The organism is Desulfomonilaceae bacterium (genome assembly GCA_041662605.1).
Lineage (GTDB): Bacteria > Desulfobacterota > Desulfomonilia > Desulfomonilales > Desulfomonilaceae > CAJBEZ01.
Genome location: JBAZSD010000045.1, coordinates 1 through 17,630, shown reverse-complemented (window position 1 = coordinate 17,630; position 17,630 = coordinate 1). Strand labels below are relative to the sequence as shown.

General features: G+C 46.7%; 15 protein-coding genes, 1 tRNA gene and 1 pseudogene. 13 read left to right on the top strand and 4 right to left on the bottom strand.

The window, feature by feature from the left end:
* Positions 1-255 precede the first annotated feature (255 nt).
* Both WC647_19475 and WC647_19470 read left to right on the top strand, forming a co-directional pair.
* Complete coding sequence (locus WC647_19475) at positions 256-771, top strand: ferritin family protein (protein ID MFA6224485.1); 516 nt, start codon at positions 256-258, stop codon at positions 769-771.
* Positions 772-849: 78 nt separating this feature from the next.
* On the top strand, positions 850-1,194 hold the full coding sequence (locus WC647_19470) for a cupin domain-containing protein (GenBank protein MFA6224484.1): 345 nt from the start codon (positions 850-852) through the stop codon (positions 1,192-1,194).
* 65 nt (positions 1,195-1,259) lie between these two features.
* Here WC647_19470 and WC647_19465 read toward each other — a convergent pair.
* Positions 1,260-1,529: pseudogene (locus WC647_19465) on the bottom strand (arsenosugar biosynthesis-associated peroxidase-like protein).
* Positions 1,530-1,562: 33 nt separating this feature from the next.
* Positions 1,563-3,452, bottom strand: a complete 1,890-nt coding sequence (locus WC647_19460) for an Nramp family divalent metal transporter (protein MFA6224483.1) — start codon at positions 3,450-3,452, stop codon at positions 1,563-1,565.
* A 147-nt stretch (positions 3,453-3,599) separates the two neighbouring features.
* Between WC647_19460 and WC647_19455 the strand changes: the two genes are divergently transcribed.
* The 5 genes from WC647_19455 to WC647_19435 all read left to right on the top strand — a co-directional run bounded on the left by WC647_19455 (position 3,600) and on the right by WC647_19435 (position 12,126).
* Positions 3,600-4,412, top strand: a complete 813-nt coding sequence (locus WC647_19455; protein MFA6224482.1) for a cytidylate kinase-like family protein — start codon at positions 3,600-3,602, stop codon at positions 4,410-4,412.
* 18 nt (positions 4,413-4,430) lie between these two features.
* The gene (locus WC647_19450; protein MFA6224481.1) at positions 4,431-5,915 is read left to right on the top strand and encodes an ATP-binding protein; all 1,485 of its coding nucleotides are present in this window, start codon (positions 4,431-4,433) and stop codon (positions 5,913-5,915) included.
* Positions 5,900-7,327: a sigma-54 dependent transcriptional regulator gene (locus WC647_19445; GenBank protein MFA6224480.1), complete on the top strand. Its 1,428-nt coding sequence runs from the start codon at positions 5,900-5,902 to the stop codon at positions 7,325-7,327. Before WC647_19450 ends, WC647_19445 begins: the two co-directional genes overlap by 16 nt.
* 56 nt (positions 7,328-7,383) lie before the next feature.
* On the top strand, positions 7,384-10,023 hold the full coding sequence (locus WC647_19440) for a sigma 54-interacting transcriptional regulator (GenBank protein MFA6224479.1): 2,640 nt from the start codon (positions 7,384-7,386) through the stop codon (positions 10,021-10,023).
* 189 nt (positions 10,024-10,212) lie between these two features.
* Positions 10,213-12,126 (top strand): ABC transporter substrate-binding protein, encoded by a 1,914-nt coding sequence (locus WC647_19435; GenBank protein MFA6224478.1) that lies wholly within the window; start codon positions 10,213-10,215, stop codon positions 12,124-12,126.
* 82 nt (positions 12,127-12,208) lie between these two features.
* On the opposite strand, the gene WC647_19430 is transcribed toward WC647_19435, so the two are convergent.
* Positions 12,209-12,490, bottom strand: a complete 282-nt coding sequence (locus tag WC647_19430; protein MFA6224477.1) for a hypothetical protein — start codon at positions 12,488-12,490, stop codon at positions 12,209-12,211.
* Between the two features lie 232 nt (positions 12,491-12,722).
* On the opposite strand from WC647_19430, the gene yedE reads away from it, so the two are divergent.
* From yedE to WC647_19400, 6 genes are all read left to right on the top strand, one after another.
* The gene (gene yedE / locus WC647_19425) at positions 12,723-13,820 is read left to right on the top strand and encodes a YedE family putative selenium transporter (protein MFA6224476.1); all 1,098 of its coding nucleotides are present in this window, start codon (positions 12,723-12,725) and stop codon (positions 13,818-13,820) included.
* 15 nt (positions 13,821-13,835) lie between these two features.
* On the top strand, positions 13,836-14,057 hold the full coding sequence (locus WC647_19420; protein MFA6224475.1) for a sulfurtransferase TusA family protein: 222 nt from the start codon (positions 13,836-13,838) through the stop codon (positions 14,055-14,057).
* Complete coding sequence (locus tag WC647_19415) at positions 14,054-14,620, top strand: DUF3343 domain-containing protein (protein MFA6224474.1); 567 nt, start codon at positions 14,054-14,056, stop codon at positions 14,618-14,620. The genes WC647_19420 and WC647_19415 overlap by 4 nt, the downstream gene beginning before the upstream one ends.
* Positions 14,608-15,471, top strand: a complete 864-nt coding sequence (locus WC647_19410) for a sugar kinase (GenBank protein ID MFA6224473.1) — start codon at positions 14,608-14,610, stop codon at positions 15,469-15,471. The genes WC647_19415 and WC647_19410 overlap by 13 nt, the downstream gene beginning before the upstream one ends.
* A 112-nt stretch (positions 15,472-15,583) precedes the next feature.
* Positions 15,584-16,405 carry a TatD family hydrolase gene (locus WC647_19405; protein ID MFA6224472.1) on the top strand — a complete coding sequence of 274 codons (822 nt, stop codon included), beginning with the start codon at positions 15,584-15,586 and terminating at the stop codon, positions 16,403-16,405.
* A gap of 63 nt (positions 16,406-16,468) precedes the next feature.
* Positions 16,469-16,544 (top strand) — tRNA-Glu (locus WC647_19400).
* A gap of 101 nt (positions 16,545-16,645) precedes the next feature.
* On the opposite strand, the gene WC647_19395 is transcribed toward WC647_19400, so the two are convergent.
* A complete protein-coding gene (locus WC647_19395) occupies positions 16,646-17,170 on the bottom strand; it encodes a tyrosine-type recombinase/integrase (protein ID MFA6224471.1) in 525 nt (174 codons plus the stop codon).
* Positions 17,171-17,630 lie beyond the last annotated feature (460 nt).

Here is a 17,630-nt window from a genome sequence, read left to right as displayed (position 1 = left end):
CCTATTTCTAACGTTTTGTCAATAGGGTATTAAAAATAGACGTGATATCGCGCGATTAGAAAAACGTTAAAAGTTCCAGTTCACCGAAATCTAACCCCATACAGGGGGCTCCGGCTGAACGATTACACTTTAAGATAGTAAACATTCATTCAAAAACGCTCTTTTGACGCAGGCCCTTACTTGTACAATTCCGATGTTAAATCAACAGGATATACTTCCAGGACATTTCAGATAATTTGAATAAGGAGAATTGCGATGTTGGTTTTTGGAACTCCGGATGATGTTTTCGCTATGGCGATTCGTATAAAAGAAAATGGAAGAGCCTTTTACCAGAGCGCCACCAAGAAGATAAGTGAAGATCCCGTCTTGAAGAAGCTGTTCGAGGATCTCGCCAATCTTGAGGAGTCTCAGGCTGAGTGCTTTAAGTCCCTAAGAAGCGACATCCCTAGTTACTTTCCGGAAGAAGAAGTCTGGGACCCTGAAGGTCTGGCCAAAAGTTACCTGGAAGCTGCGGCGGATACCGAAGTTTTTACCCCGGATGTTACCGCAGAACGGCTCAAGAATGTGAAAACTCCGGTGGAAGCCCTTGAGATTGCGATTGAATTTGAAAAAGACTCGGTACATTTCCTTCTGGGTATGAAGGACATGAATGCTGATCCCAGCTACACAAGCGAACTCGATAAACTGATATGTCAAGAAATGGACCACGTTCGAATGCTGTCGGAGGCCAAGAAAACCTGCCGGCCAACTGAATGTGAGATTACTCCTTAATTTCAAGATTTTACTTTTATTCACGACTGAAAAATCAGTGAAACCAGTCGTTTCATGGCTGACCCAGGAGGCGCAACAATGACCGACGGATCATTTATTAAAAATGTGACTTTCTCTGAGCCGCTGATTCTCGTGGACCTGGTGGATTATCAGGAAGGTCGAGTGGTTAGCCGAACTTTCGCTCAAACTTCCGTAATGAGTTTGACGCTATTCGCTTTTGACAAAGGTGAAGGGTTAAGCTCTCACACTGCGGCTGGTGACGCTTTTGTTCAGATTCTTGATGGTGAAGCCCAAATCACGATAGGTTCTAAGGAGTTAAAGGTGACAGCAGGGCAAATAGTCGCAATGCCTGCCAATACGCCTCATGCGCTCCATGCGGCAAAGCGTTTCAAAATGTTGCTGGTGGTCGTGAAAGGAAATTGACTCGAGGTCCTTTGCATGAGATTGGGGAGATCTCTACTGTGTAGGTTGAACTCACACGACCGTGCTTACATAGAAAGTTTCTTGGCAAGTTTTCTCATTTGAGTTCCATGGACGAGTGACGCCCCTCCCCTGATTGCGGTCGCGACGTGAATTGCTTCCGCCATTTCCCCCAGACTTGCCCCCTTTTCAAGGCATCCCTGCGTATATGCGTCTATGCAGTAAGGACACTGGACAGTGTGAGCAACCGCAAGGGCTATCAGGGCTTTCTCTCTCTCGGTAAGCTCACCTTCACTAAAAACCGCTTTGTAGTAATCAAAGAACTTCTTTGCGAGTTCAGGCGCTTTACGCCTCCATCATAAATCAAACTTTTATCGAATAATTATTATCGGAATGTTCAGACTATGTCTAACTGGTGAAACTGTGCTGCCAAAAACCAAATCGCTGATCCCCCTATGCCCGTGACCTCCCATTACCAGGGCGTCAACTTTCTCATCTAGACACAATCTTATCAACTCGGACGGCACGTCTCCGTATCCGAGAAAAGTCTCCACATCTAAACCCCTGTGTCCAAGGGCTACAGCCAATTGGTTCAAATAAGCTTCGTCCTCACGAGCTTCGGTGTCATACGTGTCGGGTCCATAAAGCACTCCGCCCGCCCCTTCAACAATGTGAAACAGGCACAACGTGGATTGGTGTTGCCTGGCCAGGGGCAGAGCATGGCTCAACACTTTTCTGTCTGCATCGGAAAAGGCCAGCGCTACACCTATTTTTGCATAGTGTGGGGCGTCAAGATCGAGCTTGTCCTCATCCGCTCGAACAAAATGGCTGAGTTTTCTCCATGCCGGGATGGTCTCTTTCGGAGGTAAATGGATGAACGGCCTAAGCGTTATATACAAAAGTAATATTAACAGGGATGCGCACAGCGGAAACACAATGATGTAAATGAATATAGGCTCGCTGATGGAAGAGATCCATTCGTTAATTTGATCGGTGATCAGCTTTACGTTGAGCACGACAACTATTGAGGCTACGACCCACGCTATGGTTTTGACGCCGATGCCGTTGGCGAACTCGCCCATGGTAGCGCGATCATTAGTGAAATGAATCAGGGGAATAACTGCAAAAGGAAGCTGCAGGCTCAACACTACCTGGCTTAGAATCAAAAGACTGTATGTAGACTGTTCTCCAGCCATTGAAATAGCGATAGCCGCTGGGCCAATCGCCAGCATTCTCGTCATGAACCTGCGTAAAATTGGTCGGATCTTAAAACGCAAGAAGCCTTCCATCACAATTTGACCGGCCAAAGTTCCTGTTAGAGTAGAGGCCTGCCCCGAACAGACCAGCGCAACGGCGAAAGCCGTGCCGGCGAGTGTCGTGCCCAATAACGGCGACAGCATGCTGTGGGCCTGTTGTAGCTCGGTCACGATTACTCCATGTTTAAAGAAAGTCGCCGCAGCGACGATTAGGATCGCCGCATTGACTATGAAGGCAAAATTGAGCGCCAGAGCAGTATCAAGAAAGTTGAACCGGCAGGCTTGACGCTTGCCTTCAACCGACGAATCATACGCTCTGCTCTGAACCAGCGCAGAGTGAAGATAGAGATTATGCGGCATCACTGTCGCGCCCATGATCCCAATAGCCACGTAGAGCGCTCCATCAGGCAGGCTGGGAGCAAATCCTTTTGCCACATCTGACCAATCAGGCGCCGAGTTCACCACCTCAAAAACAAAACAAGCGCCTATAGTTGTTATCAAAACCATGATTACAGCTTCGAATTTTCGGACACCCAGGTTCTGAATGGCCAGAAACAAAAGAGTATCCAGGGCCGCGATCACCACCCCCCACATCAACGGAATCCTGAAAAGCAGATTGAGTCCGATCACGGTACCCAAAACTTCGGCCAGATCACACGCGACAATTGCAATTTCGGCAAGAACCCAGAGCATGTAGGTCACAAATCGCGGATAATTGTCTCTGCACGCCTGGGCCAGATCACGACCCGTCGCTATCCCAAGTCTGGCCGACAGCGTTTGCAGAACTACCGCCATCACATTCGACATCAGTAATACCCAGATGAGCTTGTAGCCGAATCTGGATCCCCCTTCCAGGTCAGTAGCCCAGTTTCCCGGATCCATGTACCCGACGCTAATCAAGTAGGCTGGGCCAAAGAAGGCGAACATCCGCTTCATCAGGGTTGCCCGATTAGGAATACTCACTGTACGATAAACTTCGGACAACGATTTGGCTGTCTTTGTCATTTTTCAGTACGATCCGACCAACTGGAAGAGCTTTGATTTCTGCCTCACAACATATCGCGCTTCTCTGAAAATTTCAAAGAGTGTATAAGTCTATGAAGGATTTTATTCTTCAACTCAAAAATAGCCCTTACGGAAAGGAACTGGATAATGGCGATAATAACCATCTCAAGAGGGTCTTACAGCAAAGGGAAAGAAGTCGCGGAAAAGGTCGCGGAAAGACTGGGATACCGATGCATGGCGAGAGAAGTTCTCCTAGACGCTTCTGAGCATTTCAATATACCTGAAATAAAACTCGTTCGTGCGCTTCATGACGCCCCTTCAGTCCTGGAGAGATTCACTTACGGAAAAGAAAGATATCTGACCTTCCTGGAATCCTCTTTTCTGGAGCAAGTGCAAAAAGATAATGTAGTTTATCACGGGCTCGCCGGTCACTATTTTCTCAAGGGCATTAAGCACGTAATGAAGATCCGGATTCTCTCGGACATTGAAAACAGAGTTCGTCTGGAAATGGAGAGGGAAAACATTTCTGCAGAAGAAGCCCTTTATGTATTGAAAAAAGACGATCATGAGCGAAGGCAATGGGGCATAAGGTTATTCGGGGTGGACACATGGGATTCGAGCCTTTATGATCTTGTCATCCACATCCACAAGATAACGGTCGAAAACGCTGTAGACATAATCTGTTATACCGCGGGCCTGGATCAATTCAAGACCACCCCGGAGTCACAGAAAGATCTCGACGATTTGGTTCTGGCGGCCCGTGTTAAGTCTGTGTTGGTGAATACTTGCCCCTCGGTGAGGGTCTCAGCCAAGAGTGGAGTAGTCTACGTGGACACACAGGTAGGACCATCGGTGGCTAAACCACTGGCCGAAGAACTGAAATCCCAGGCCGAAGGTATCGCTGATGTGAAGGAGGTCAGAATAAATGTAAGTCCCACCGCTTCATTTTTCAGTGATTAGGCAAGGCTATATACTCAAATGTTTCACCGAATAAGTCTACAAACTCGGATATTGCTCATCCTGGGCGCTTTGATGTTCATAACGGCCGCTGGGGCAATCATTTCAATTTCCCACACATACGTTATGGACAGGTATATCAACAAGTTCTTGGAAACAGACATCCAGGCGATACATGCTTCTCAGGAATTGGAAAACGCTTTGGTCATGCAAAAGGGCTACGTGACTTATTACTTTCAGGATCGTGATCCCATGTGGCTCAAAGAACTTGAAAAACACGATACATCTTTTGAAACATGGCTAAAAAGAGCGAGACAACTCGCTGAGACTGAAAAGGAGCGAAACATACTCAACCAGCTCGATTCCCAGTATGTTCGTTACAGTCTGTCTAGAGACGCTGTTGTCAATTTCTACAAACAGGGTGACACGGAGCAAGGTTATAATCTCCACAAGAGTATCAGGGGGCAGTTTTTTAAAATAATGGATCTCTGCAGAGAATTTAACACCGCCTATGTGGACCGGATCAGCGAAGCGCAGGAGGCAATAAAGGAAAGAGCGGCTCTTCTTAACGCTGCTGCGATCGGCGGATTGATAATGGTTATGTTGTTGGGATTTGTCCTGGCATATATCCTGCTCAACCAGATTCTTGGTCCTATAAGACGTCTGGCGATTGACACTGATGAAAAGAAAAGCGCTGGAATAGAAGGGAACGAAGTGAAGGCTTTGAGCAGACGTTTTCAAAACCTTATTCATGACGTCGATCAAACCAGAACTAAACTTGAGTTGAGCCAGGAGCATCTGCAGCAGGCTGAAAAATGGGCCCTGGTTGGAAAATTGGCCGCTGGAGTCTCTCACAGCGTCAGAAATCCGCTAACTTCGGTAAAGATGCGCCTTTTTTCGATGGAGCGCACGTTGTCTCTAACCGACAGTGAAAAAGAGGATTTTGAAGTAATTTCCGAGGAAATAAAACATATTGACACTATTGTAGGTAATTTTCTCGAGTTTTCCAGACCTCCCAAACTGAAAACCCATAGAATCAGTCCTTCCGACTCTGTTGATATGTCACTGCAGTTGTTGAAGCATCGACTGGAGTCCTACGATGTCAAAGTCAAGTTGATGAGAGACAAGCCACTTCCGGAGATACAGGCGGATCCTGACCAGTTAAAAGAAGTATTCGTAAATTTGTTGGTTAACGCTTGCGAGGCGATGGTTAACGGGGGGCATATTCTAATTCGTGAGACCAGACAAGTTCTGGAACAAGAGGGCCCGGTTCTGATGATTGAAATGAGCGATGACGGCCCCGGTGTTCCTGAATCAATTCAGGAAAGACTGTTTCAGCCGTTTTTCAGTACAAAGGAGGAAGGAACTGGCCTGGGATTGAGCATTGCTCAAAGAATTGTCGAAGAACATGGGGGCTGGTTGGAGTTGGAGTCGGTCGAAGGGAAAGGCGCAACCTTCAGGATAAAGCTTCCCGTATCTGGAGAGGTGTCGTGGGAAAAATACTAATCGTTGATGATGATGCCCAGTTGCGTATCAGTTTTGAAAAGATTCTAACAGCAGAGGGGCATAAAGTCAGGATGTCCGCTACGGGGGAAGGTGGGCTCGAGATCGTAAAAACAGAGCCTCCAGATTTAGTGGTCATGGACGTCAGACTTCCGGGTATGGACGGTTTAACAACATTCAAGGCTATTCACAACATTGACGCCAAGCTGCCTGTTATCATTATGACGGCTTACGGAACTACCGACACGGCCATAGAGGCTACCAAACTTGGAGCCTTTGATTATATTCTCAAGCCATTCGACATTCCCGAAATGTTGTCAAATATTGAAAAAGCGCTTGAGGCGTCAAGGTTCATGCGTTCGAGAGTGGAAATTGACACAGCCTCTGAGAGTGATTCCTCAGAAGTCATTTTTGGGCGCAGCAAAGCTATGCAGGAGGTTTATAAACAGATAGGTCGTGTGGCGTCAACAGGAGCGACAATTTTAATCCGGGGCGAATCAGGGACCGGCAAGGAACTTGTAGCCCGGGCAGTGTATCAGCACAGTATACGTTCTAATAAGCCATTTCTTGTAATAAATTGTGTCGCTATCCCGGAAACGCTTCTGGAAAGCGAACTGTTCGGATATGAAAGAGGGGCTTTTACCGGGGCTGTAAACAGGCGCATAGGCAAAATTGAGCAGGCTAGTGGTGGAACAGTTTTTCTGGATGAAATTGGAGACATGCCGTTCGGGATACAGGCCAAGATATTGCGTCTCCTTCAAGAAAGAAGCATTGAGCGCCTAGGCGGTCGATCGCCAATACCGGTTGATGTACGCGTCATAGCCGCTACAAATCGCGACCTTGAAGCCGCTTTAGCAGATGGCCGTTTCCGGGAAGATCTTTATTACCGCCTAAAGGTCGTGACTTTGAGTCTTCCTCCACTACGAGAACGAAATGGTGACATATCTATCCTGGCGGAATATTTTCTCAAGCGCTATTCTAAAGAGATGGCCATTGATAGCCCCGGATTGACGCGGGAGGCCAGATTGGTCATGGAATCGTACTCATGGCCTGGAAATGTGAGGGAACTGGCCAATACAGTTCAAAAAGCTCTGATATTTAGCCGAGGCGCGCCTATAAGTTCGGACGAAATATCAGAAGCCATAAGGATAGAGACTGATGGGAGAGAAACGTGGGATCAGTCCCATCTTGATTCCATGCATGAGTGGATCAAACGCTCACTGAACAGTGGACGAGAAAACGTTTTTGTTGACATGATCGACGAATTCTCAAGAATAGTGATGACCGAAGCCCTTTCCATAACTCGAGGTAACAGGTCTCAGGCAGCCAAACTCCTCGGTCTTTCAAGACCCACTTTACTCGCGAAGATTGAAAAATACGGTATTAGGATAGAAGCCTCTGTAAAAGCTCCATGAGCGCATAGTCCTCAAAAGCTTGCGTTATGTAATCTCTTTGAATCAAAATTTTACGAATGTCCGAACTAACCACCGATAATCCAGCAAATCCCGATTTCAAGGATCCATTCGCCGAATATCCCGATTCTATTCGTTCAGCTTTGTGGGGAAAGGGAAATCTTGAGTCTTTCAAACGTGGGGCTCGCATCCTGGAACCAGGCGAGACACCTCATGATGTCAGTTTTCTGGTTTCCGGAAAAGCCCAAGTCCTGGTAAGGGAACCAAATAATCCTGATATATTGGTGGACATACTTTCCGCCGGAGAGTTGATTGGTGAAATAAGCTTTTTGACAGGACTTCCCAACCCCAACAATTCTGAAGTGATTGCCGATGAAGATTCGACGGTTCTTAAAATACCCGCCATTGAATTCGAAAATGTTCTTAAGTCAAACCCGGAATTCACAATCAACGTGTTGAAGCGTCTAGCGCGCAAGGTCATAAGACTCGATCAAAACGTATACAAAAACACTAGAAGAAAAAGGGCTCTTCAGAACATCATCAGTCGGGAAGATCACCTGTTCCCGGACTATTTCGTTGGAGAAACGGTCAGGAAGCGTGTAAGCCGACGTCTTGAGGAACTTGCGGGCTCTCAGGAACCAGTCCTTATTACTGGAGAGACCGGCGTTGGGAAAGAATTCCTTGCACATGCAATGTATACAATGTCGTCCAGCCATCAGCGAGTTTTTCTTTTCCTGGATCTACTCAGACCATTAACCGAAACGAAAAATAATCTCAACTATTGTGAATTACCCGAAGAAAACCTGGATCTTACCGAACAGCAAATGAAGCTTTTCTTTGGTTCAGAAACCAGAGAGCAAGGTCAATCCCGTGTAGAAACTCCTGGATACCTGGAACTGACAGAAGAGGGAACCCTTCTTGTCCGCGGGATGGAACACCTAACACCGCTAATGCAAAACAGGTTATTGTTCTCCTTAAAGAACGGAAAATTCAAGAAAGTCGGGGCGCTTGGGTACCAAAACCTTGACACTCGAATAATCGGAACCACAAACCTGGACGCTTCGGAAATTTCTGCAGAGAAACACCCTCTTCTGCATTGGATGCTCGAGCACTCCATACATGTTCCCCCTCTGCGTAAACGAAGAAAAGAAATTCCGGCGTTAGTTGAACATTATGTCGGCAAGTACTCGCAAGAGCTTCACAAAGAAATCAACAAGTTGCCGAAGGAAACTATCAAGACTTTAGTCGGCTATTCCTGGCCGGGTAACGATAGGGAACTGGCGACAACCTTGAAGAGGGCGGTTCTACTCTCTGCCGACGGTGTAATTAGACCCCAGGACATATACTTTGACCTCAGACGTATTGAGGCTGACGGAAAGATAAATCTTCTCAGGGCGCCCACCATCAAGGGCGCCATAAGTAGCCCTCTTTTCCCCGTGATCTTTCAAAGCGCCGCAACGCCATTTTTCTTCATACTACTCGTGTTGCTCTTTCTTGGACCGGCCAGCCCTTCTTCCAATGTTGGCGCCCTGTTCAGTTGGGCCATAGGATGGCCTACAATGATTTTTGGCGCTTTCATTTGGGCGAGGTTCTGGTGCTCACTGTGTCCCATGGGCGCAATAGGGCATCTCGCGAAGAAACTGATTTCATTTGATATTCCTTTTCCAGCGTTTCTAAAACAAAATAGTGATCTGATCATCGCTGTCTCAGCCATGTTTATAATCTGGCTTGAAATAGCCACTGACCTCCGCAGTTCCCCCTTTAACACGGGATTGTTGTTGATTACCATATTGCTTTTCGCCGTAATATTCTCCATCGTTTTTGAGAGGCAATCCTGGTGCAGGTATCTGTGCCCTTTGGGTGGGATGATGGGCGTGCTGGCCAAGGTGTCACCATTTGAACTGAGAGCGGATCGAAATGTATGCGCTAGCCAGTGCACGTCCAATGAATGTTTTGTGGGCACATCATCTCATGAGGGCTGTCCATTTGGACAGATGGCCCCCTCCTTGAGAAGCAACAGGTTTTGCAAGCTTTGTGGGAATTGCGTCAAAAACTGTCCTCATGGAGCAATAAATCTCAATTTGCGTATTCCGGGCAGAGAGATCTGGGAGATGCGTCAGGTAGGAGCGATAACCTCTTTCCTCGTAATCAGCATGTATGGAGGCCTCATAAGTGAACTGTTAGAAACCGGATCCTTATATGACTGGTTTTATCGTATTTTTATGGATTGGCCCGACATAGTGGTCTTCACAGGTTTTTTTACTGTGTGCATCTTTTGCGCAAACAGCCTGGTCTTTCTCGCTGCGAACCTATCGTCACGGGTTACCGGCGAATCTTCAAGAGAAAATTTCGCGCGGTTCGGTCTCGCCTTGCTTCCTCTGGTATTGACAGGGTTTATGGCTTTCCACCTGTATTATCTCATCAACCTTGGAGTCTATTTCCCGATTGTGTTGTGGCAGACCTTTCATTTCAGCGTTTTTGAACGCATGGTAATTACTGTTCCACCTTCATGGACGCTTTTCATACAACAGGTCTTGATATTGATAGGGTCTTTAGGAACTATGGTCATTACATATAGACTGGGCCGAGGAAAAGAATCACATTTCTCTTCGCATTTGATTGAGATTATCCCACATATGGCCGTCGCTGTAATTCTCACGATTACCCTCCTTTATGCTATCGAATCTTTTTTTTATTGATTTCTTGGCAGTTTGTGATGTTTAGATCAATAGCCTACTTTTCAAAGCGCCTTCCACATGACCAAAAAAGTTTGTTCGCGGTTGACGGCCCAGAGTTGTGATAGTATTGTTTAGAAGTAGAATCCGATTACCTGTTTTCACCTGTTGTAAATTGTCCTGAAAATGTACTGAGACCGTAAAGGAAGAGTCATGACGAGATTGTTCAAACAGAGTCTAGCTTTCTCTATCTCTATGATGTTCTTTTCAGGGACCTTCGGAATTTCCAGCCTGGCATCAGCATTCCAGGAATCCCCTATGCTTTCCCAGGCCGTAAAAAATGGCCAACTGCCCCCAATAGACAAGAGGCTTCCAGCCAATCCTGTTGTAATAAAACCGTTTGAGATGACCGGCATGTACGGAGGTATATGGAGACGGGCATACACAGGCGTATCCGATCTGAATGAAACCAGAAAGATTTTGTATGATCCACTGGTTCGTTGGAGCCCGGAGTTTAAGGTAGTCCCCAATCTTTGCGTGAACTGGGAAATACAGGATCAGGGTAGAGTCTACGTGCTCAAACTGGTTCAAGGGGTGAAGTGGTCTGATGGAGCCCCGTTCACCGCTGATGACATCCTGTTTGCCGTCAACGACACTCTGTTAGACAAGGAACTCACTTCCTCGGCTCCCGGCTGGTTGGCCCCCGGGGGAGATGAGCCTAAAGTGACCAAGCTCGATGATTGGACAGTTCGTTTTGAATACAAGAATCCATACGGACTCTTTCTAGAAAATCTCGCCTGTCCTGAAGGCATGACTCTTGTTACAAGACCCAAGCATTTCCTTTCAAAATTCCACAAAAAATACGCCAAACCAGAAGAGCTGGAACGGATACTAAAAGAAAAAAAGGCGTCTTCCTGGAATAAAATATTTAATGAATTCATTAACATCCGACAAGGGCTTTTCGTGTCCACGGATCTGCCGACTATTCTAGCGTGGAAAACCAAAGTTCCCGCCCCTGGAAAACGTTTTGTCATGGAAAGAAACCCTTATTACTGGAAAGTTGATGAAAAGGGTAATCAGCTTCCCTATATTGACACTCTCGCCACTGAGCTGCTTGCTGAGGCCAATATGGTGCTGCTAAAAGCTGTGGCTGGTGAGATTGACATGCAGGCCAATCATTTGGGTGGAATGTCCAACAGTATACTTCTGCTGGCTCAATTAGGAACCGGCAACTTTAAACTCGTTCCTAAAATATCTACGGCCTCCGTAGGTTTGTTGCTTGCGCCTAATCTCAATCATCAGGATCCAGTGGTAAGAAAAATTATTGGGGACAAAAGGTTTCGTATTGCTCTTTCACATGCTATCAGGCGCTCTGAAATCAACGACATACTGTTCAGGGGCAAAGGCACTCCTCGTCAGGCGGCGCCACTTAAGCAATCTGGCTATTACAGCGCATCGTATGAAAACGCTCACTTGGAGTATGATCTTGATGCGGCGAACAAAATGCTAGATGACATGGGACTTAAAGTGGGCGCTGACGGCTGGCGTCAGAGACCGGATGGTCAACGTTTACAACTGTGCCTTGATGTAATGGCCTCAATTCAGAGCTGGGTAGACGCGGCGGAAATTCTCACCTCTGATTTTAAGAAAATCAAAATAGACACCGCAGTAAAGTCGGAAACCAGAGAACTATTTCGACAAAGAACTCAAACCTGCGCTCACGACATAGCTTTGTGGCCAGGAGACGGTGGCTTGGAATGCCTCCTTGAGCCAAGATGGTATTTTCCTTACAACTCAGAAAGCCTGCAGGCTCCCTTGTACGCTCAGTGGTACCAAAGTCGAGGCAACCAGGGCGAAGAACCTCCCCCTGAAATCAAGAAAATGATGGAGACTTTCGACAAGATCGTTCATACGGCGGAAAATCAGAAGAAAAAGGAGTTGTTTGATCAGATCTTGGCAGCGAACGAAGAAAATCTCTATGTGATAGGGATGGTTTATCAGCCACCCGATTATTATGTGGTAGCGCCTAATATGAAGAATGTGCCTGCTACCGATTTTCAAAGTTGGATTTACCCTAATCCTGGACCAATACATCCTGAACAGTTTTTCTACGACAAACAAAGGTGATCGTAAGACACGAACTTTCTACCAATCATCGTCTTTAAGAAAATGGAGTTCTTGCGGACTGAAAGTTTAAGAACTTTAACCTTTAGATTCCGAACAGATAGTAACAGGATTCGCAACCTGCAGGCAGTGGTAATCCCGAAAGGTCTGAAGAGCCTGGAAGGCATCTACCTATTGAGTCAAACAGGTCCGCCACTCGCCTGGACAATCGGCGCTCTAAAGCTCGTCGAAATTCGACATATTCATGTGTCTGAAAAACATTGTCTTTAGAAGTTTCATTTATCTTTCCGAAATTAATTATTGGCTTTTTTACAGCCTTGCCGATGGATTGTTTAATCCCACTATAAACTTCAGTCTCTTGAAACAATCTGCCTCCCTTTGATGCAATATAAGATTTAGACCAATGGCGTGTTACGTAGTTCAGGTCGCGTTTTGTCGTCTATCCCAATTGTAACAACATAAACTCAGACAAAATTAATATTGACTCATCGTGTTTACCGATGTTAGTTATTTATATACACACGTGTGGCATTCTCACTAAAATCGAAAAACTGCCTTATTGACTGACATCTAATTTCACAGTCTGTAGAGGGATTCTAATGTCTAAACGTTCAAATGTTTTTGCCTCATCTTTAGGAATTATATTTGTTGGCGGGCTGATAGGAGTTTTGGCGTCCTTGCTCCAGAAATTCGGAAATCCCGGGAACATGGGAATCTGCGTCGCATGCTTTGAGCGCGATATAGCCGGAGCCATTGGACTGCACAGAGCTGATGTGGTTCAATATTTGCGGCCGGAAATTTTGGGCTTTGGTCTGGGGGCGTTCATATCCGCACTGCTCTTTAAAGAATTCAAACCTCGGGGAGGATCTTCGCCTTTTGTAAGATTCTTCCTGGGAATGATCGCAATGATTGGGGCTCTTGTTTTTCTAGGGTGTCCATGGAGAGTCATCCTGAGACTTGCCGGCGGAGATGGCAACGCCCTTTTTGGTTTGGCCGGGTTGGTTGTTGGAGTAGGTATCGGCACATTATTTTTTCGCGCCGGCTACACTCTCGGGAGGTCCGAAAAACAGCGTATTGGAGCAGGGGTGCTTATTCCCCTCCTGTTTCTGGGGTTACTGGCTTTAAGACTGATTTTTCCACAGATAGAAGGGAATCCGAAAAGCGGTATCCTTTTTTATAGTGTGAAGGGCCCGGGATCGCAACACGCAGCCCTTGTCATTTCTCTCATTATTGGATTAGGTGTAGGAATTCTCGCTCAAAGGAGCCGTTTTTGCACCATGGGCGCCATCAGGGACCTAATCCTGTTCAAGCAGGTTCATTTGTTTTCAGGATTTGTAGCGCTGTTCATTGGAGCCTTTGTGGCGAACCTCGTGTTGAGCCAGTTTCATCCCGGATTTATCGGGCAACCTGTAGCGAATACTCAAAGCTTTTGGAACTTTTCGGGGATGCTGGTGGCCGGTTTGGCTTTCGCCCTGGCGGGGGGATGTCCTGGTAGACAGATTTTTATGTCGGGTGAGGGCGACGGGGACGCCGGCACATTTGTATTGGGAATGATCGTAGGCGCAGCGGTTTCCCATAACTTTGGCCTGGCTAGTTCACCTGCAGGGATAGGACAATACGGCGTGTATGCCGTGGTTATTGGTTTGATGGTCTTGTTGTTGATAGGGTTCACTCACATCAACCGTATCGAATCATAGAAGGGGACATTAGAGATGAAAGATCTGGTCGACGCTCGCGGCCTTTCTTGCCCACAACCTGTTTTGCTCACTATTTCCAAGCTCAAAAAGGCGGGCTTAGAGACTGTCGAGGTGCTGGTTGATAATGACGTTAGCCGAGAGAACGTTTGTAGGGCTGCAAACAGTCAAGGATGGACAGTCCTGGAGGTAGTCGAAGAACCCGGCCAATACAGGATTGTAATAAACAAGGCCAAATGAAAAAACCTCGTTTCCTGGATACCATTGCCAATCAGTTGAAGAACCTCGGTTCCGGGAATCATGTCCACACTGATCGGGGCCTGTTGATCTTTAACAACACGAGTGAAGTAATAAGGGCCGAAACTTTGCTCAAACGAGAAGGGATAGAGGTCTCGGTAAAGGGACCTCCACCCTCTGTCCGAACCGGTTGTGATCTTGCCATTGAATTTCCATTGAACAGCGGCCTGAAGGTTGCTGCCATCCTTGCACACTCGAAAATCGAGCCACTTAAAATGCTTCCGGTGTCCGACCCTTCCCTGGAGCCGGTAAGCCTGTTTCAGACTAAGGATTACGGGGAATATCTTATGGTTCGAGCCGCCAACATGAAAATTACCATTTCCAAGATTGACGAAAAGATAGTCAATGTTTCCGGTGGTGGCTGCCCAGACGTTCCGTTCCTTGCTGACCAACTTGTGGGAAAAACATTGACGAACTGCCCTGCCCCTCTATCCCTTGGTCAAACTCTTTGCGGTTATGCCCTTTACCTTGCCTATGAGGAACTAATACGCCAATGTCGTGGTTAATCGTGGGCACTGTGCCGGTTCAGGGCGACGCGCTCATGGATGATCAGTGTCACTTGAAATCTGGAAAGCTGTTCGTTGGAGCGAAAGAGCTTCCAATTAATCGGGGGACTCCCGCCCTGATAGCGTTCGCATGCGCAGTCGCAAACACTATGGGTATGGATCCGCCAAGAGCGCTACTGGCTGGAGACATAGGCAAGGGAGACGGCAGCGAGAAAGTTTACAGACATCTATGTGAAACCCTTCCCGAACGTCAAGAAAAGCTTCTGGTTTTTCATTATCTCATGCCCGATGTTTATTGGTTGCATCAAATCATGCTCCGAATAGAGAGTCTCTCCGTGAAGCCCACCCTGATTGCAGACGCAGGCTTTATGTATGTCGCTAAAATGGGAGGAGTCGCGCGGGAATTTGATCTGTTCACACCGGACTTGGGGGAAACTGCGTTTCTTGCTGATGAATCCGCTCCTCATCCTTTTTACACAAGAGGCTTGTTTCTCAACGAGAACATGAATGTGTCGGAGCTTATAGAACTGGCCTATAAGAATGAAAACGCGGCTCGCCACTTGCTGGTTAAAGGCCATGTTGATTACGTCGCCTCGCAAATTGGGATTTTTTCCAAAATCTCAGAACCATGTGTAGAAACAATGGAACCGATTGGAGGAACTGGGGACAGTCTAACCGGGATCGTCTCTGCTCTAATAGAGGGAGGGATGGGCATTCCAGAGGCTGCGACAATGGCAGCCCGAGTAAACCGCTACATGGGGCTTCTCGCGTCTCCAACTCCAGCCTGGTCTATTAAGGATTTTCTGCCTTTTGTCCCATCAGCGATTGCTCTGGCAAAAAAATCGCTCTGACCCAAAGAACCCCCAACAAGCTATAAATTTGTTTCTTGGAAGCTAATTCGGTAATATCAACGAGCTGAATTAACTCGTTCCGGAGTATCCGGGATATTGGAGAAGTTTTTTAATGGGACAAAATGCGCTTTTTCGCTCAAACGGTAGCAACGAGACCAACCTCGGATTGATTGACTCTCATGCCCATTTGGAGCTTGAGCCTCTCCTTGAGCAGGTTCCGGCGGTGATGGAAAGAGCCGTATCAGCCGGCCTAATAGCGATTATTACGGTTGGTATAGATCTTGACGACGCAAAAGTTGCGCTGAGTATAGCTGAACAGTTTGACATGGTATTTGCGGCCATCGGTTTTCATCCACATAACGCAAAAGACGTCGGAGACAACGATCTATTAGAAATGGAGCGTCTTTGTGATAACCCAAAGGTTGTGGGATACGGAGAAATTGGGCTTGATTTCTTCCGAGACAGGTCCCCCCGTGATGCGCAATTGGCTATGTTCAGGAATCAAATAGAGCTGGCAAAGAAAAAAAACAAGCCTATCATAGTGCACCTGCGGGATGCCTATGAGAAAGGTCTGGCGATGCTCGAGAAGCATGCGCCGTATCCTGCGGGTGTAGTCATCCATTGTTTCTCCGGGGATGAATCCGACGCGCGGCGTTCTTTGGAATTGGGATGTCACTTATCTATTCCGGGCACGGTCACGTACAAGAAAAACGACAGACTTAGGTCAATAGTGCAGACCATTCCGGACGACAGAATTCTTTTGGAAACGGATTGTCCCTTTCTCGCCCCTGAGCCATTGCGTGGAAAAGACAACGAGCCATCATATATTGTACACACTGCTCGAAAGGTTGCGGAAATCAGGGCCGTGGATGTTGGCGCTCTAGGATCGTTAACAGCCCAAAACGCTATTAAGCTGTTCAATTTGCCATTATGAAACGATTTTCTGTCAAATTTCTTGACAAAAGGCGCTAACAATTTGTACAAAGGCTGGATAAGTGGTCCCATCGTCTAGAGGCCTAGGACACCGCCCTCTCACGGCGGAGACACCGGTTCGAAACCGGTTGGGACTGCCAAATATTTCGGGGGGTTACGGTAAAGGTCGTTCAGGTTTGACGGCCTTTTGTTAGTTTTTGGTCCCATTTTGGTCCCATTTCATCCAATAACAAAATCACTTTTAGCCATTCACGCATGTTAATACTTCAGTTGAGCCATGATCTGTAACCAATTTGTCGATTGCATCCAAAAGTTCTTGGTCCGAGACTCGCCCATATCGTTGAGTGATCGGTCTCATACGGTCAACATGACCAACTATTGCTTGCAATACCGATTCTGGAATGCCAGAACGGCGACAATTCGTGATGAAAACGGCTCTAACATCGTGAAGGCGTAACCGCTGATCCATTCCTTGGATCGCTAACCTCCAAGGGTGCTTGAAGTCACCCGCCTTTAATGGATCTCCATTTTTCAAAAAAACTCTGTCTGAAAGGAGATTGTGAACTTTGGTCTCGAAAAATGGTATTAGGTCTTTGTGAATAGGGATTCTTTTGAACTTGTCCTTCTTGGTTCTATCGGGAACCAGCTTAATAATTCTCGATATTAAATCCACATCCTTCCGTTCCAGGTTGATTATTTCGCCCCTTCGTATCCCGGATCGTAAGGCTGAATCTCCAATTTTGCCTGTCTTACGAATCTCCTTCATCAGTTTCCTCTCCTGATTGTCAGTCGTCTGCAAAACAATGCCCCCTTACAACAAATTATGGACATCTCTATCAGACAACTACTCACAGAAAGATGCACAAATGTAATTGTCGTTGACGCTCAAGTGTAATTGTCGCTGAACAATCATGTCTGTTGTTTCTTGGTGACTTAAAGATTTCTAGATAAGAGATGATTGGGCCAAAATGGAGTCGATTGTCCTATCCGCTAATGGCAATGGCTTTTTAGAGTGCATCCCATATCATCGAGAATGCATAGGTTACGAGACGATTTAAAGGAAGGCGTCGCAATAACAGTTCAGCCTGGAACGCTACTTTATAGCGATTGCCAAAAATAATGTCCGATTGCGCGGCCGATTTTTCTCGCGTTTGCATAGCGAGTATGGTTTACCCTGGGCATGTCTCGTCAGCCGAATATGCCCAATGCGGAGAATTGTTCGTTGG

What these genes read in the sequence shown, in the direction of transcription:
- WC647_19475 (MFA6224485.1), top strand. Translation starts at nt 256, where the DNA reads ATGTTGGTTTTTGGAACTCCGGATGATGTTTTCGCTATGGCGATTCGT.
- WC647_19470 (MFA6224484.1), top strand. Translation starts at nt 850, where the DNA reads ATGACCGACGGATCATTTATTAAAAATGTGACTTTCTCTGAGCCGCTG.
- WC647_19460 (MFA6224483.1), bottom strand. Translation starts at nt 3,452, where the DNA reads ATGACAAAGACAGCCAAATCGTTGTCCGAAGTTTATCGTACAGTGAGT.
- WC647_19455 (MFA6224482.1), top strand. Translation starts at nt 3,600, where the DNA reads ATGGCGATAATAACCATCTCAAGAGGGTCTTACAGCAAAGGGAAAGAA.
- WC647_19450 (MFA6224481.1), top strand. Translation starts at nt 4,431, where the DNA reads ATGTTTCACCGAATAAGTCTACAAACTCGGATATTGCTCATCCTGGGC.
- WC647_19440 (MFA6224479.1), top strand. Translation starts at nt 7,384, where the DNA reads ATGTCCGAACTAACCACCGATAATCCAGCAAATCCCGATTTCAAGGAT.
- WC647_19435 (MFA6224478.1), top strand. Translation starts at nt 10,213, where the DNA reads ATGACGAGATTGTTCAAACAGAGTCTAGCTTTCTCTATCTCTATGATG.
- yedE (MFA6224476.1), top strand. Translation starts at nt 12,723, where the DNA reads ATGTCTAAACGTTCAAATGTTTTTGCCTCATCTTTAGGAATTATATTT.
- WC647_19420 (MFA6224475.1), top strand. Translation starts at nt 13,836, where the DNA reads ATGAAAGATCTGGTCGACGCTCGCGGCCTTTCTTGCCCACAACCTGTT.
- WC647_19415 (MFA6224474.1), top strand. Translation starts at nt 14,054, where the DNA reads ATGAAAAAACCTCGTTTCCTGGATACCATTGCCAATCAGTTGAAGAAC.
- WC647_19410 (MFA6224473.1), top strand. Translation starts at nt 14,608, where the DNA reads ATGTCGTGGTTAATCGTGGGCACTGTGCCGGTTCAGGGCGACGCGCTC.
- WC647_19405 (MFA6224472.1), top strand. Translation starts at nt 15,584, where the DNA reads ATGGGACAAAATGCGCTTTTTCGCTCAAACGGTAGCAACGAGACCAAC.
- WC647_19395 (MFA6224471.1), bottom strand. Translation starts at nt 17,170, where the DNA reads ATGAAGGAGATTCGTAAGACAGGCAAAATTGGAGATTCAGCCTTACGA.